Origin of the sequence: Winogradskyella sp. MH6 (genome assembly GCF_022810765.1) — a bacterium.
Classification (GTDB): domain Bacteria; phylum Bacteroidota; class Bacteroidia; order Flavobacteriales; family Flavobacteriaceae; genus Winogradskyella.
Genome location: NZ_CP094494.1, coordinates 2,569,587 through 2,583,883, shown reverse-complemented (window position 1 = coordinate 2,583,883; position 14,297 = coordinate 2,569,587). Strand labels below are relative to the sequence as shown.

The following is a 14,297-nucleotide window of genomic DNA, read 5'->3' as shown; positions in this document are numbered from 1 at the left end:
ATGAAAAATAAAGAACACATATTACTCTTCCCACATCAATTATTTCAGAATTCTCAAATTCTAAATATTAATGCAGAAATCTATCTTATTGAAGAGTATCTATTTTTCAAACAGTATAAATTCCATAAACAGAAAATAGTGTTTCACCGAGCTTCTATGAAGGCTTATGAAGATTATTTAAAATCGAAAGGCAAGACCGTAAGTTATATTGAAGCAACTTCAGATTTATGTGATGTTCGTGAATTGATTCCAAAACTAATTGATGAAGGTACGGAAACACTTCATATTATAGATCCGACTGACAATTGGCTAGAAAAACATATTAAATCAGCGTCAAAAGACATTACAATTGAATGGTACGAAAGTCCACTGTTTATAAATACAAAAAAAGATCTCAGCTCGTTTTTCAAACCTTCAAAAAAGAAATTTTTTCAAACTTCATTTTATAAAGAACAACGAAAAAAACGAGATGTTTTAATGGTTTCAAAAGAACCTGAAGGAGGAAAATGGACTTACGATTCCGAAAACAGAAAGAAATATCCAAAGGATAAAACACCTCCAAATATTCAATTTCCTGATAAATCAAAATATCACAAAGAAGCTGAAAATTATGTAGAAGAACACTTTGGTAGTCATTACGGAGAACTGAATGACTTCTTAGCTTACCCAATCGATTTTGAATCTGCAGAGCAATGGTTACAACAATTTTTCGACTATCGCTTTCATGAATTTGGAGTTTATGAAGATGCCATTGTAAAAGAAGAACATTTTTTAAATCATAGTTTGTTATCACCATTAATTAATATTGGCTTGCTAAACCCTTCCGAGGTGATTGATAATGCTATTGATTATGCCAAATCTAATGATGTGCCAATAAATTCAACAGAAGGGTTCGTACGACAAATTTTAGGTTGGAGAGAATTTATCAGAGGTGTTTACGAAGTAAAAGGTACAGAAGAGCGTACCAAGAACTTTTGGAATTTCAAACGAAAAATACCAAAATCATTTTATGATGGTTCCACTGGCATAAAACCTGTGGATGATGTTATTAAGAAAGTTAACAAAACCGCTTATGCTCATCATATAGAACGCTTGATGATTCTAGGAAATTTCATGGTGCTTTGCGAATTTGATCCAGATGATGTTTATCAATGGTTTATGGAGTTATTCATCGATGCTTATGATTGGGTTATGGTACCTAACGTATATGGCATGAGTCTGTTTGCCGATGGTGGTTTAATGTCTACCAAACCTTATATAAGTAGTAGCAACTACATTATGAAAATGAGTAATTATTCCAAAGGTGATTGGCAAGAGGTTTGGGATGGATTATTCTGGACATTTATGGATAAACATAGAGGTTTTTTTGAGAGCAATCCTAGATTAGGTATGCTCTTAGGTAATCTCGATCGCATGAAAAAAGAGACTTTAGAAAACCATTTTAATAACGCTGAAAAATTCCTCAAGACTCTAAAGTGACACCTAAACCACATATCAACGTCGTCTGGTTAAAACGAGACTTAAGGCTTCAGGATAATGAAGCTATTAGTAATGCACTTAATACTGATAAACCTACTCTACTGCTCTATGTGTTTGAACATATTTTACTCAACGATAACCATTACAGCGAGCGTCATTTTAATTTTATTAAAGAATCCATTAGAGATCTCAATGAGCAATTAAAACCTTTTGACTCTAAAGTTCTTGCGGTAACAAGTGATGTTCAAACTGTATTTAATATAATTCAAGAATTCTATAAAATTGACGCCATTTACTCTCATGTAGAAACTGGCATTTTGGTGACATACAACAGAGATAAAGAATTTACACGTTACTGCAGAAACAATTTTATTCAATGGAATGAAAGTAAAAACAATGGCGTAGAACGTGGACTCATAAACAGAGATAACTGGTTAGAAAAGTGGGAGGACTATATGAGTCAACCTCTCGACGTATTTCAACCTACACAAAATCAACTACTAGATATAAACACCATATCAAAATTAGAAAATGTTCTAACTCTAGCTGATTTAGACACACCTAAAGATTCGTTATTTCAAAAAGGAGGAAGTACTACTGCTTGGAAATATGCTTATTCATTTTTTGAAAATCGTCATAAAGACTATATGTTCAACATATCAAAACCTGAAGCATCACGCACAAGTTGTAGTAGACTTTCACCTTATATTGCTTGGGGTAATATATCTATAAGGCAGATTTTCAAAAAAGCACAAAAAGTCAAGGAACAAAGTAAAGATAAAAGACATATTGGTGGCTTTTTATCGCGCTTACGTTGGCAAGCACATTTTATTCAAAAGTTTGAAATGGAACATACCATGGAAAACGAAAGCGTTAACAAAGGGTATCACAAATTAAAAAAGAGCATCTCTCTAAAATACCAACAAGCTTGGCGAGAAGGTCAAACAGGTTTTCCTCTTGTAGATGCAAGTATGCGTTGTTTAATAGAAACAGGTTATGTAAACTTTAGAATGCGGGCAATGCTAGTTTCATTCTTTACTCACATTTTATGGCAACCTTGGCAAAATGCTTCTGAACATTTATCGCAACAATTTTTAGATTTTGAACCTGGTATTCATTTTCCGCAATTGCAAATGCAAGCTGGTGAAACCGGAATAAATAACTTAAGAATTTACAATCCAACCTTAAATGGGCTTAAACACGATCCTGATGCTGAATTTATAAAAAAATGGGTGCCAGAACTTGCTCACTTAGATATTCCATTTATTCACGAACCTTATTTAATGACCGAATTAGAGCAAGGCTTGTACGAATTTAAACTTGGCCAAGACTATCCAGAACCCATCGTAGACATTAAAGAAAACAGAAAGCGTGCTAGCGATATACTTTGGAATATGAAAAAAAATCCAGAGGTTGTAAAAGAAAGTTTTCGCATTTTAAAACGACACACTTTACAAGACAGAAATAGTCTTTTGAGAAACAACTAAGCTGTTTTGCTTTACTATAAAAATATTACCATCATAATTCTCTGTTAATTTTGTTTAACTTTTTAAAATAAAAGTTAAACATTTAGTATATTTGAATATGCTAATAGATACTACACATCATAATTCTGAACACAAACAAATCATTTCTGATTTAGTTGGTAAACCATATAGTTTGGTACAGAAATTGAAACTAAGAGGTGTAGGCTCTAAGCGCATGATTATTGACGAAGTTAGCCCTAATTTACAACAAGTTTTAAATACAGTATCGGACATAAATTACGGTAATATTGAATTGCGACCAAAAGGCATTTTGATTCATATTACAAAAGGCTTAAAAAAATTTACTTGGATTATACCTTATTACCATTTGGTTATTTATAAAATCAATGGTTCTAGCATACATGCACAAGGAAAATTTGTGCACTTTAGAGCTAACAAAACTTTTAAAGAAAATAAGAAATTTTTCGACAAGTTAGTCGACCAAAAAACAAAGCATGATATGCTTTACAAGATACCTCAGTCTTTATGGATTTAACCCAAACACATATAGATCGAGTTATTGAAATGGCTTGGGAAGACCGAACACCTTTTGAAGCTATAAAATTTCAATTCGATTTAAAAGAACAAGAGGTTATCACCTTAATGCGTAAGGAATTAAAACCTAGTAGCTTCAGATTATGGCGAAAACGTGTACAAGGAAGAGCTACTAAACATATAAAGAAAAGAACGTTCGACAAGGGCAGATTTAAATGCTCTCGTCAAAAAACAATAACACACAACTCTATTTCAAAACGTTAACACGTGCTTTGATTTAAGCTTGGAGTACTTAAAGACAGCACATTAAAAAGATGCTATGAATACAAAAGCAATTTCCAAAAAAAATGGTCATAACCTCAACGGTTTTAGTACAGAAGCTATTGGTGACGACCACCTCTTTACAAGCTTAGAAACACCAATGAAAGCAAACGCTTTCGACATGTCTAATGAAGAAAAGAAAAACAGAATTTCTATTTTATTTTCTGAAATTATGGATGTTTTAGGTTTAGATCTTACAGACGATTCACTTAGTGGTACACCAGACCGTGTTGCCAAAATGTATGTTGAAGAAATATTTTCGGGTTTAGACCCTCAAAATAAACCCAAGGTTGCATTATTCGATAATAAATATCAATACAACCAAATGTTGGTGGAAAAGAATATCACGTTTTATTCCAATTGTGAACATCACTTTGTGCCTATCATAGGAAAAGCGCACATTGCTTATAAATCTTCAGGTAAAGTTATTGGACTTTCAAAACTTAATAGAATCGTTCAATATTACGCCAAAAGACCTCAGGTACAAGAACGTTTAACTCAGCAAATAGCCAACGAGCTAAAAACGATTTTAGATACTGAGGATATTGCAGTGATTATTGATGCCAAACACCTTTGTGTATCTTCAAGAGGAGTTCAAGATGATACTTCTACTACAGTTACGACCTACTATGGTGGCATTTTTAATACACCAGAAAAAATAAATGAAATTCAGAATTACATAAATAATTAAGTCATGGATATAATAGATCAAGCCAAAGAATTCGAAAACAGAAAGTTTTCATTCAAGACAACTAGCGACAGAATTTTAGCTGCGAGAGAAGCTAAAGACATAATCCTTGCTGTAAACGAGATTTACAAAAAGAAAAAAGATCAAAAACTTATGGATCTTATGAAGCGCCTAACAGTTATAAAACAAAAAATAGAAAAACGTTTAAAAGGTAAGCCTTTAACTGCTGCATAATGAAAACTATAATTGTCATAGGCGGAAGCAAAGGCATTGGTAAAGCCATAATTTCGTCTTTGCTTTCTTCTTATGATAACATTATTAATATCAGTAGAACTGAACCCGAAATTTCTAGTGGTAATGTAAAGCATTATTCTTGCGATATTCTCACAGATGATTTACCAGATATTGAAAGTACAGATGGGTTGGTCTATTGCCCTGGAAGCATCAATCTTAAACCTATAAATCGTTTGAGTATAGAAGATTTTCAGGACGACTTTAATATCAATGTTATAGGTGCTGTAAAAGCGATTCAAAAATATTTACCAGCATTAAAGAAAGGGAATAAACCTTCTATTGTACTTTTCAGTACTGTTGCTGCAAAATTAGGAATGCCATTTCACTCAAGTGTTGCTGCTTCAAAATCTGCTATTGAAGGTTTAACAAAGTCTTTAGGAGCAGAATTATCACCAACTATTAGAGTTAATGCTATTGCACCAACAGTGACTGATACACAGTTAGCATCAAAACTTTTGAGGAATGATAGTATGATTGAAAAAATGAACGAACGTCATCCTCTTAAAAAATTCCTTCAACCTGAAGAAGTTGCTGATATGGCTGCTTTTTTATTGTCTGATAAAGCTGCATCATTATCAGGACAGACTTTTGAGATGGATTGTGGAATTGTAAGTTTTAAACTTTAGTGTTTGATGAATAAAATCCAATTTCTCATACTATTTTTAGTCATTAACTTTGGTGGTTTAGCTTTAGGAAGCTGGCTGATGGATAATGGACCAACTTCTGATTGGTATTTAAGTTTAAATAAAGCTCATTGGACTCCACCTGGTTGGTTATTTGGTGTGGCTTGGAGCACAATTATGGTATGTTTCTCTTGGTATTTAGCAGAGCTGTTTATGTTGAGAGCTTCAAAATATTTATGGATGATATACGTATTTCAGGTCATTTTGAATGTTGGATGGAACTATGTGTTTTTCAACCAACATTTAACCACTGTCGGGCTTGGAGTGATTATCTTACTGACCTTAGTCATTCTTTATTTATTCATCACATTTAGAAGTGATCGATTGAAATATGCCAAATACCTACTTCTACCCTATATCATTTGGTTGTGTATTGCCACATCACTAAATGCTTACATCGTTTTAAACAACTAAACATGAAAATTTACACCTTACATAAAAAGCAGAATTTACCAATTTCTGTAGATGAAGCATGGGATTTTTTATCCGACCCAAGAAATTTAAAAACCATTACTCCAGATTATATGGGCTTTCATATACTTTCTGGTGCCGATAGACCTATGTTTCCTGGGCAAATTATTCAATATATTGTTACACCTGTATTGGGAATTAAAACAAAATGGGTTACAGAAATCACACACGTTAAGGACAAAGAATATTTTGTAGATGAACAACGTTTTGGACCTTACGCACTTTGGCATCATAAGCATTTTATAAAACCCATTGAAGGTGGTATAGAAATGGAAGATATTATAGATTATAAAGTTCCTATGGGTATTTTGGGTCAATTGGTGCATCCTATTTTGGTAAAGCCAAAACTTGAAGAAATTTTTAATTACAGAACAACAAAGCTTGAAGAGTTGTTTGGAAAGTATTAATTAGAACCGTCATTGCGAAGGAAGTATGACTGAAGCAATCCTTTGATTAAACAGATAGCCACGTTGCTCGTTCCTCGCGCCTCGCTATGACACTATCAACATAAGCATGAGCGAAAAAATAAACATATTTTGGTTTCGTAGAGACCTGAGGCTAGATGATAATGTAGGATTTTATGAAGCCTTAAAAGGCGAACATCCTGTTTTACCAATTTTTATTTTCGATTCTGAAATATTAGACAAATTACCTAAGGATGACGCTCGTGTAACTTTTATACACGAAACCTTGCAAAACATGAGACAAACCTTGCAAGATGAACATAGTAGCTGCATTGCCATATATCACGGCAAACCAATTGAAATCTACAAACAAATCATCGAAGATTTTAAGATTAATACTGTTTACACCAATCATGATTACGAACCTTATGCCAAGGAACGTGATGAAGAAATTCAATCCTTTTTAAAAACACAAAATATAGTATTTAAAACCTTCAAAGATCAAGTGATTTTTGAAAAGGACGAAGTAGTGAAGAATGATGGTGATCCTTATGTCGTTTACACTCCTTATATGAAAACTTGGAAAGAGACATTCAAAACTATTGATTTAGAAATTTTTTATACCAACAATTATCTAAACAATTTAATAGAGCATACACGCCTACCTAATCTAAGTTTATCTGATATCGGTTTTACAAAGTCAAAACAAGAGATAGCGGATTATGATGTTACACCAACGCTGATTCAAGACTACGAAGACACTCGAAATTTCCCAGCTAAAGACGGTACATCTCGTTTAGGACCTCACCTTCGTTTTGGAACAGTAAGTGTTCGTAAAATGGTAAAAAAAGCAATAGCCGAAAAAAATGAAGTCTTTTGGCAAGAACTGATTTGGCGTGAGTTCTTTATGCAAATCCTATGGCATTTTCCACATACGGTAGATAAGGCTTTCAAAGCTAAATATGACAGAATTGAATGGAGGAATAACGAAAAGGAATTCAAAACGTGGTGTGAAGGAAAAACCGGTTATCCTTTAGTTGATGCAGGAATGCGAGAATTAAACGAAACAGGTTTTATGCACAATAGAGTAAGAATGTTGGTTGGTAGCTTTTTGTGCAAACACTTACTTATAGATTGGCGTTGGGGAGAAGCCTATTTTGCAGAAAAACTACACGATTACGAAATGGCAAGCAATGTTGGTAATTGGCAATGGGTTGCTGGCTCTGGTGTAGATGCTGCACCTTATTTCAGAATTTTTAACCCAACGACTCAAATTCAGAAATTTGACAAAGAACATCATTACATAAAAAAGTGGGTTCCAGAATATCAAGAACTCACCTATCCTAAACCTATGGTAGACCATAAAGAAGCTAGAGAACGTTGTTTAAAAACTTATAAAGCTGCTCTTAATTAATTTTTTATCGCTTCACACAATAAACTCAAAATCTGAACGTTATAAACAACAAGACAGTTTTTGTCTTATCTGAAATAACCATTTCAATAAACAATTTTAAAACCCTGAATTAAAATTCAGGGTTTTGTTATAATAAAAAAGCTTCAAACATAAATTTGAAGCTTTTCTTTTTATTATCGTATATATATCAATTACCAGGCACACGTTCAATCTTTGCTCCAATAGCTCTAAGACGTTCGTCTATATCCTCATAACCACGATCAATCTGCTCTATATTATGAATTGTGGATGTTCCTTTTGCAGATAATGCAGCAATTAACAACGAAATACCAGCTCTAATATCTGGCGATGTCATGGTTGTTGCTTTTAAATTAGATTTAAAATCATGACCAATAACGGTTGCTCTATGAGGATCGCAAAGAATAATCTTAGCTCCCATGTCTATCAACTTATCTACGAAAAACAAACGACTTTCAAACATCTTTTGATGTATTAAAACTTCACCTCTAGCTTGTGTTGCAATGACCAAAACAATACTTAATAAATCTGGCGTAAAACCAGGCCATGGTGCATCTGCAATGGTTAGAATAGAACCATCAATATAATTCTGAATTTGGTAGCCATCTTTATGTTCAGGAATGTGAATATCATCTCCTTGTTGCTCTACCGTAATTCCCAATTTTCTGAAGACAGAAGGAATTTGTCCTAAATCGTCCCAGCTAACATCTTTAATGGTCAGCTCACTTTTTGTCATTGCTGCTAAACCAATCCAGCTACCAATTTCAATCATATCTGGTAACATCTTGTGTTCAGTTCCTCCTAAGCTTTCAACACCATCAATAATGAGCATATTAGAACCAATACCAGAAATTTTAGCACCCATTCTATTTAGCATTTTACACAACTGTTGTAAATAAGGTTCACAAGCCGCATTATAAATTGTTGTTCTACCTTTAGCTAAAACGGCAGCCATAACAATGTTTGCTGTACCTGTAACAGAAGCTTCGTCTAAAAGCATGTAAGTACCTTTAAGCTCGTCTGCTTCTACTCCATAGAAATAGTCTTCTCTGTTGTATCTAAATTTCGCACCAAGATTTATAAAGCCTTCAAAGTGCGTATCTAAACGTCGACGACCAATTTTATCACCTCCAGGTTTCGGGATATATCCTTTACCAAAACGACCTAATAATGGACCAACAATCATAATAGAGCCACGTAAGCCCTTTCCATCTTCCTTAAACTCTGCTGACTCTAAGTACTTTAAATTTACTTCATCGGCTTTAAAACTGTATGATCCTTTTCCTAGCTTTTCAATTTTAACACCTAGCTTTTTTAATAAAGCAATAAGCTTGTTAACATCAATAATATCAGGAATATTATTAATAGTAACAGTCTCTGGAGTTAATAATACTGCACAAAGAATTTGCAAGGCCTCGTTCTTAGCACCTTGAGGTTTAATAGATCCTTTCAGTTGGTGTCCGCCTTCGATTTTAAATGTACCCATTCGTTATTAGTAACGTTTTCTGTTATTAGAATATTTCTTTTTGGACTTTTTAGAGTTGCTCTTATTGCCATACTTAGATTTAGCACGCATTAAGCTAGAAGAATCACTAAGATCTTCTTCGCTATTCTTTAGGTTGATTTTACCATTAGACAATTCAAACAAATGATCAAAAATAACATTGTCTTCCACACTATCCTTGTTCCAATTGAGGTAGCATTTTTTCATGTGATTTGCTATAGTGTAAATCAATGCTTCTTTCATGTCTCCTTCTTCCCAAGTACAAGCAACATCAATCATTGTTTTTATATTGTTTCCATAAAAACGATATTTTGGATGACTCTGAGGGTATTTTAGAGGATCTGGACCTGCGCTTAGCTCTTCACGAGATGGTTTTGGATAAGGAGAATCTGCATCCAATTCAAAATCAGACATAATAAACAACTGATCCCATAATTTATGCTGAAAATCTGGCACATCTCTTAAATGAGGTTGCAGATTTCCCATCACAGAAATTATAGCTTTTGCTAATTTATTTCGTTCTTCTTTAGTCTCGCGAGTTTTAGCATAATTAATCATTTTTTGCAAATGACGACCATACTCTGGTATTATTAAATGTTCGCGCTCTGTATTGTATTCTAAATTGTCAATCAAAATATAAAAATGTGTAGTAAATTATATAAACCCGAAGTTTCTAGGTTTTGTCGCAAAGTACAAAAAAATAGTAAGCCTAGAAGAAATTTTAAAGGGAAATTACACCCTCTACCTTTTCGCCTACTTCCTTGTACTTAGCTATTACTTCATCAGGATTTTTCATTCTAACATTTACAGAAACACTTGTATATTTACCATTTTTTGATGGCCTTGTATTTATTACAGCTCCTAAATGGTTGAACAATGCTTTTATTTCTTCTATTTTTGAAGGCTCAGAAGGCACTATAAACTTATATAAATATTCTGTTGGCCAAAGCGCAGTATCCTGTAATTGAGATTTTAGCTTTTTGTAAAACTCTTCCGATTTTTTATTCTCGTCCATTATCATTTTTTATTAATGCAAAGATACATCTTACTTTACATTTTTGGTTTTAATATTTTATCACGATTTTTACTGCAAAAATACTGCCAATTTGAGTCCTAAGAAAATTGTTATTACAGGTGGTCCTGGTACCGGAAAGTCTTCTATCATTAATAGTTTAAAAAGTCGAGGTTTCTTATGTTACGATGAAATATCAAGAGAAGTTACGCTACAAGCCAGAAAAGATGGTATAGAACAGTTATTTTTAACTGAGCCTCTTCTTTTTAGCGAAAAGCTTTTAGAAGGACGATTAAAGCAATATAATGATGCTTCTAAAGAAACCATAAGCGCTGTTTTTTTAGACAGAGGAATACCAGACATTTTGGCTTATATGGATTACATAGGTGACAAATATCCGCAATATTTTAGTGATGCCTCACAAAACAACAGTTATGATTATGTTTTTGTGTTAGCGCCTTGGCAAGAAATTTTTACTAGTGATAGCGAGCGCTATGAAAATTTTGAACAAGCTATAGAAATACATCATCATCTTTTAAAAACTTATATGAAATTTGGCTATCAATTAATCGATGTGCCTTTTGAAACTATAGAAAAAAGGACCGATTTTATTTTAGAGGTCTTAAATTTGCAGTAATGCATCCTATTGAAGTTTTAGAGCGACACTGGAATTATACTTCGTTTAGACCATTACAGGAAGACATTATCAATTCTGTATTAGCAAATGAAGACACCTTTGCTTTGCTACCAACTGGTGGAGGAAAATCAATTTGTTTTCAAGTTCCTGCACTGATGAAAGAAGGCATTTGCATTGTGGTTTCTCCACTTATTGCCTTAATGAAAGATCAGGTTAATACGCTAAAACAAAAAGGCATTAAAGCCATTGCATTAACTTCTGGCATGTCTTACAAAGATTTAGACACTCAGCTAGACAACTGTATCTATGGCAATTATAAGTTCTTATATCTTTCTCCCGAACGGTTACAGCAACCTTTAGTTCAAGAGCGTTTGCAACTTATGCAAGTAAATTTGATAGCGGTTGACGAAGCACATTGTATTAGTCAATGGGGAAACGATTTTAGACCAGCTTATAAGAATATTTCAATTTTAAGGCAACTTCACCCACAAGTGAACTGTATAGCGTTAACCGCATCGGCCAAATACAGTATTATAGACGATATTGTTACCAATTTAGATTTTGTTGCTCCAAAAATCTTTAAAGCCTCTTTTACGAGAAGTAATATTGCTTATCAGGTAGTTCAAACTGAAGATAAATTATTTCAAATAAAACATACTTTAAATAAAAATCAAGGAAGCTCTATCATCTATGTTAGAAACCGAAGAGCCACAAAAGATATTAGCAATTATTTGGAAGCACAAGGCTTTTCAACAACCTTTTATCATGGTGGCATTACTAATAAAGAAAAAAACGAACGACTTCAACTATGGCTTAGTGAGCAGAAGCTTATCATGGTAGCAACTACAGCTTTTGGTATGGGAATTGATAAGCCTAACGTAAAAAACGTTATACATTTTAATTTACCCGAAAGTTTAGAAAGTTATTATCAAGAAGCAGGAAGAGCAGGAAGAGACGGAAAATCAGCAAATGCCATAATATTAAAACAGAACATTGATGAGGAGCATTTAAAAAATCAATTTTTAAGTACTTTACCATCTTCGGACTATGTAAAAAACATATACAAAAAGCTATGCAATTATTTTCAAATTGCTTACGGAGAAGGTGAAAACAGTACCTATCAATTCGATTTTAAAAAATTTTGTGCTACCTACAAACTCAATCCTAGTATTACATATAATACGCTTACAGCTTTAGATCGTAACTCAATTATAGCCCTAACGCAGCATTTTAACTTTAGAACTAAAATTCAATTTTTAATTACTAACAATACATTATTTCAGTATTTAGAGCGTCATTTAGAATTAAACACACTAGTTAAAGTACTGCTAAGAACTTATGGAGGTATCTTTGATTACGACACCAAAGTGAATCTCAACTTGGTTATTGATAAAACTGACTTACCTGAAAAAAAGGTGATTCAACAATTACAACTATTAGAAAAAGATGAAATTATAAGCCTTGAAATGGCAAATACAGATTCTGAAATCACTTTTTTAAAGCCAAGAGAAGATGAAATCACTATAAATCCTATAATTAAAACCATACAGCAACAACATCAATTGAAACATCAACAGGTTGAAGCAGTCATCAATTACGTAAACAATGATAGGACTTGTAAAAACATACAGTTGTTAAAATACTTTGGTGAAAAATCTAAGGATAATTGTGGTATATGTTCCGTTTGCGTACAAAGTAAAACAAAAACTAAAAACAATTCTTCAAGCCTTAGAGAACAAATACTAAAGGTCTTAGAACAGGAAGATTTATCTTCGCGTCAATTATTATTCGCAATTAATTGTACTGAGAGCGAATTAATAGAATCTCTTAAACTACTTATTGAAACTAAAAAAATTAAAATTACAGACTCAAACACCTACAAAATACTATGACACAAAAACGCGATTTACGAATTGTTTTTATGGGCACACCAGATTTTGCTGTTGCAACCTTAAAAGCATTATTAGATAATAATTATAATGTTGTTGGAGTAATAACTGCTCCAGATCGTAAGGCGGGTCGTGGTCAGAAATTAAAGGCATCTGCAGTAAAAGAATTTGCATTAAAACATAACCTGAATATTCTTCAACCTACAAACCTCAAAGCTGAATCTTTTATTGAAGAGTTAAAGGCTCTCAATGCCAACCTACAAATTATTGTAGCCTTTAGAATGTTGCCTAAAGTTGTTTGGCAAATGCCTGATTTTGGCACATTTAACTTACACGCTTCACTTTTACCACAATACAGAGGTGCCGCACCAATACATTGGGCAATTATAAATGGTGAGAAGAAAACCGGAGTCACCACATTTTTTATAGACGAAAAAATTGACACAGGAGCTATAATCCTAAGCGAAGAAACCGACATTAATGAACGTACTACAGTAGGAGAACTACACGATGAGCTAATGGCTATAGGAAGTGAGCTTGTCGTGAAAACAGTACAACTTATTGAAAAAGGAGATGTAACTACTGTTATTCAGCCAAAATCAGGCGATCTAAAAACAGCTTACAAACTTAATCGTGATAATTGTAAAGTAGACTGGACAGAAGATTTAGATACCATATATAATAAGATAAGAGGCTTAAATCCTTTTCCAACAGCTTGGTGTTTTCTGGATAACAATGAAGATGAACTATTATCCATTAAACTTTATGACGTAGAAAAAGAATATGAAACGCATAATTATGACGCTGGATTAATTTTTTCAGACAAGACTGAACTAAAAGTTTCATGCCAAGGAGGTTACATAAAAGTGAAAGAAATGCAGCTACCTGGAAAGCGAAAAATGGACACGAAATCTCTTTTAAACGGTTTTGAATTTTATAAAAACGCCAAACTTCTGTAAAGCCTTGTTATCATTGAGATAGTGAAAAATCCGATAAAATGCAGTGCTTTATTAACAAATAGCATGATTTATTAACAAAATCGCCGATTTCCCTTGCTATTACTTGCGTGGCTTAATATTACTGATAAATTTGTGTACGGATTTTTAAAAATCAATTTTTTAAAAACTGAATATTTAACAATTTAAATTTAAAATTTATGAACAAAACAGATTTAATCAATGGTATGGCAGAGAATGCTGGAATTACTAAAGCAGCTGCAAAAAAAGCATTAGATTCTTTATTAATTGATATCGAAGGATCTTTACAAAAAGGAAACAGAGTTTCTTTAGTAGGATTTGGATCTTGGTCAGTTTCTAGAAGAGCTGCTAGAGACGGAAGAAACCCTCAAACTGGTAAAACTATCAAGATTAAAGCTAAAAATGTAGTGAAGTTTAAGGCAGGTTCTGACTTAAGTAACGCTGTAAACTAAGACATTTTTTTCTTAAAATATTAAGCCTGCTCA

The 14,297-nt window shown here is 33.1% G+C and carries 17 protein-coding genes; 14 read left to right on the top strand and 3 right to left on the bottom strand.

Annotation, left to right across the window (positions count from 1 at the left end; translation table 11 throughout):
- From MST30_RS11645 to MST30_RS11600, 10 genes are all read left to right on the top strand, one after another.
- Positions 1 to 1,479, top strand: a complete 1,479-nt coding sequence (locus MST30_RS11645; RefSeq protein WP_243471583.1) for a cryptochrome/photolyase family protein — start codon at positions 1 to 3, stop codon at positions 1,477 to 1,479.
- Positions 1,476 to 2,966 carry a cryptochrome/deoxyribodipyrimidine photo-lyase family protein gene (locus MST30_RS11640; protein WP_243471582.1) on the top strand — a complete coding sequence of 497 codons (1,491 nt, stop codon included), beginning with the start codon at positions 1,476 to 1,478 and terminating at the stop codon, positions 2,964 to 2,966. Before MST30_RS11645 ends, MST30_RS11640 begins: the two co-directional genes overlap by 4 nt.
- A gap of 97 nt (positions 2,967 to 3,063) precedes the next feature.
- Positions 3,064 to 3,501, top strand: a complete 438-nt coding sequence (locus tag MST30_RS11635; RefSeq protein ID WP_243471581.1) for a hypothetical protein — start codon at positions 3,064 to 3,066, stop codon at positions 3,499 to 3,501.
- Positions 3,492 to 3,764 (top strand): TIGR03643 family protein, encoded by a 273-nt coding sequence (locus tag MST30_RS11630; protein WP_243471580.1) that lies wholly within the window; start codon positions 3,492 to 3,494, stop codon positions 3,762 to 3,764. Before MST30_RS11635 ends, MST30_RS11630 begins: the two co-directional genes overlap by 10 nt.
- Positions 3,765 to 3,819: 55 nt before the next feature.
- The gene (gene folE, locus MST30_RS11625) at positions 3,820 to 4,512 is read left to right on the top strand and encodes a GTP cyclohydrolase I FolE (RefSeq protein ID WP_243471579.1); all 693 of its coding nucleotides are present in this window, start codon (positions 3,820 to 3,822) and stop codon (positions 4,510 to 4,512) included.
- Between the two features lie 3 nt (positions 4,513 to 4,515).
- Positions 4,516 to 4,743 carry a hypothetical protein gene (locus MST30_RS11620; RefSeq protein ID WP_243471578.1) on the top strand — a complete coding sequence of 76 codons (228 nt, stop codon included), beginning with the start codon at positions 4,516 to 4,518 and terminating at the stop codon, positions 4,741 to 4,743.
- Complete coding sequence (locus MST30_RS11615) at positions 4,743 to 5,429, top strand: SDR family NAD(P)-dependent oxidoreductase (RefSeq protein WP_243471577.1); 687 nt, start codon at positions 4,743 to 4,745, stop codon at positions 5,427 to 5,429. The genes MST30_RS11620 and MST30_RS11615 overlap by 1 nt, the downstream gene beginning before the upstream one ends.
- A gap of 6 nt (positions 5,430 to 5,435) precedes the next feature.
- Positions 5,436 to 5,900, top strand: a complete 465-nt coding sequence (locus tag MST30_RS11610) for a TspO/MBR family protein (protein ID WP_243473881.1) — start codon at positions 5,436 to 5,438, stop codon at positions 5,898 to 5,900.
- Positions 5,901 to 5,902: 2 nt separating this feature from the next.
- Complete coding sequence (locus MST30_RS11605) at positions 5,903 to 6,364, top strand: SRPBCC family protein (RefSeq protein WP_243471576.1); 462 nt, start codon at positions 5,903 to 5,905, stop codon at positions 6,362 to 6,364.
- A gap of 106 nt (positions 6,365 to 6,470) precedes the next feature.
- Positions 6,471 to 7,775, top strand: a complete 1,305-nt coding sequence (locus MST30_RS11600) for a cryptochrome/photolyase family protein (protein WP_243471575.1) — start codon at positions 6,471 to 6,473, stop codon at positions 7,773 to 7,775.
- Between the two features lie 187 nt (positions 7,776 to 7,962).
- Here the strand turns inward: MST30_RS11600 and murA are convergent, their stop codons facing one another.
- The 3 genes from murA to MST30_RS11585 all read right to left on the bottom strand — a co-directional run bounded on the left by murA (position 7,963) and on the right by MST30_RS11585 (position 10,312).
- Positions 7,963 to 9,279 carry a UDP-N-acetylglucosamine 1-carboxyvinyltransferase gene (gene murA, locus MST30_RS11595; RefSeq protein WP_243471574.1) on the bottom strand — a complete coding sequence of 439 codons (1,317 nt, stop codon included), beginning with the start codon at positions 9,277 to 9,279 and terminating at the stop codon, positions 7,963 to 7,965.
- 6 nt (positions 9,280 to 9,285) lie between these two features.
- The gene (locus MST30_RS11590; RefSeq protein WP_243471573.1) at positions 9,286 to 9,930 is read right to left on the bottom strand and encodes a DUF4290 domain-containing protein; all 645 of its coding nucleotides are present in this window, start codon (positions 9,928 to 9,930) and stop codon (positions 9,286 to 9,288) included.
- Between the two features lie 88 nt (positions 9,931 to 10,018).
- Positions 10,019 to 10,312 (bottom strand): DUF493 family protein, encoded by a 294-nt coding sequence (locus MST30_RS11585; RefSeq protein ID WP_243471572.1) that lies wholly within the window; start codon positions 10,310 to 10,312, stop codon positions 10,019 to 10,021.
- Positions 10,313 to 10,403: 91 nt separating this feature from the next.
- On the opposite strand from MST30_RS11585, the gene MST30_RS11580 reads away from it, so the two are divergent.
- The 4 genes from MST30_RS11580 to MST30_RS11565 all read left to right on the top strand — a co-directional run bounded on the left by MST30_RS11580 (position 10,404) and on the right by MST30_RS11565 (position 14,264).
- Positions 10,404 to 10,946 carry an AAA family ATPase gene (locus MST30_RS11580; RefSeq protein WP_243471571.1) on the top strand — a complete coding sequence of 181 codons (543 nt, stop codon included), beginning with the start codon at positions 10,404 to 10,406 and terminating at the stop codon, positions 10,944 to 10,946.
- Positions 10,946 to 12,838, top strand: a complete 1,893-nt coding sequence (locus MST30_RS11575; protein ID WP_243471570.1) for a RecQ family ATP-dependent DNA helicase — start codon at positions 10,946 to 10,948, stop codon at positions 12,836 to 12,838. The genes MST30_RS11580 and MST30_RS11575 overlap by 1 nt, the downstream gene beginning before the upstream one ends.
- Positions 12,835 to 13,794, top strand: coding sequence for a methionyl-tRNA formyltransferase (gene fmt / locus MST30_RS11570; protein ID WP_243471569.1), 960 nt, complete (start codon positions 12,835 to 12,837; stop codon positions 13,792 to 13,794). The genes MST30_RS11575 and fmt overlap by 4 nt, the downstream gene beginning before the upstream one ends.
- 197 nt (positions 13,795 to 13,991) lie before the next feature.
- Positions 13,992 to 14,264 carry an HU family DNA-binding protein gene (locus MST30_RS11565; protein ID WP_092443773.1) on the top strand — a complete coding sequence of 91 codons (273 nt, stop codon included), beginning with the start codon at positions 13,992 to 13,994 and terminating at the stop codon, positions 14,262 to 14,264.
- Positions 14,265 to 14,297 lie beyond the last annotated feature (33 nt).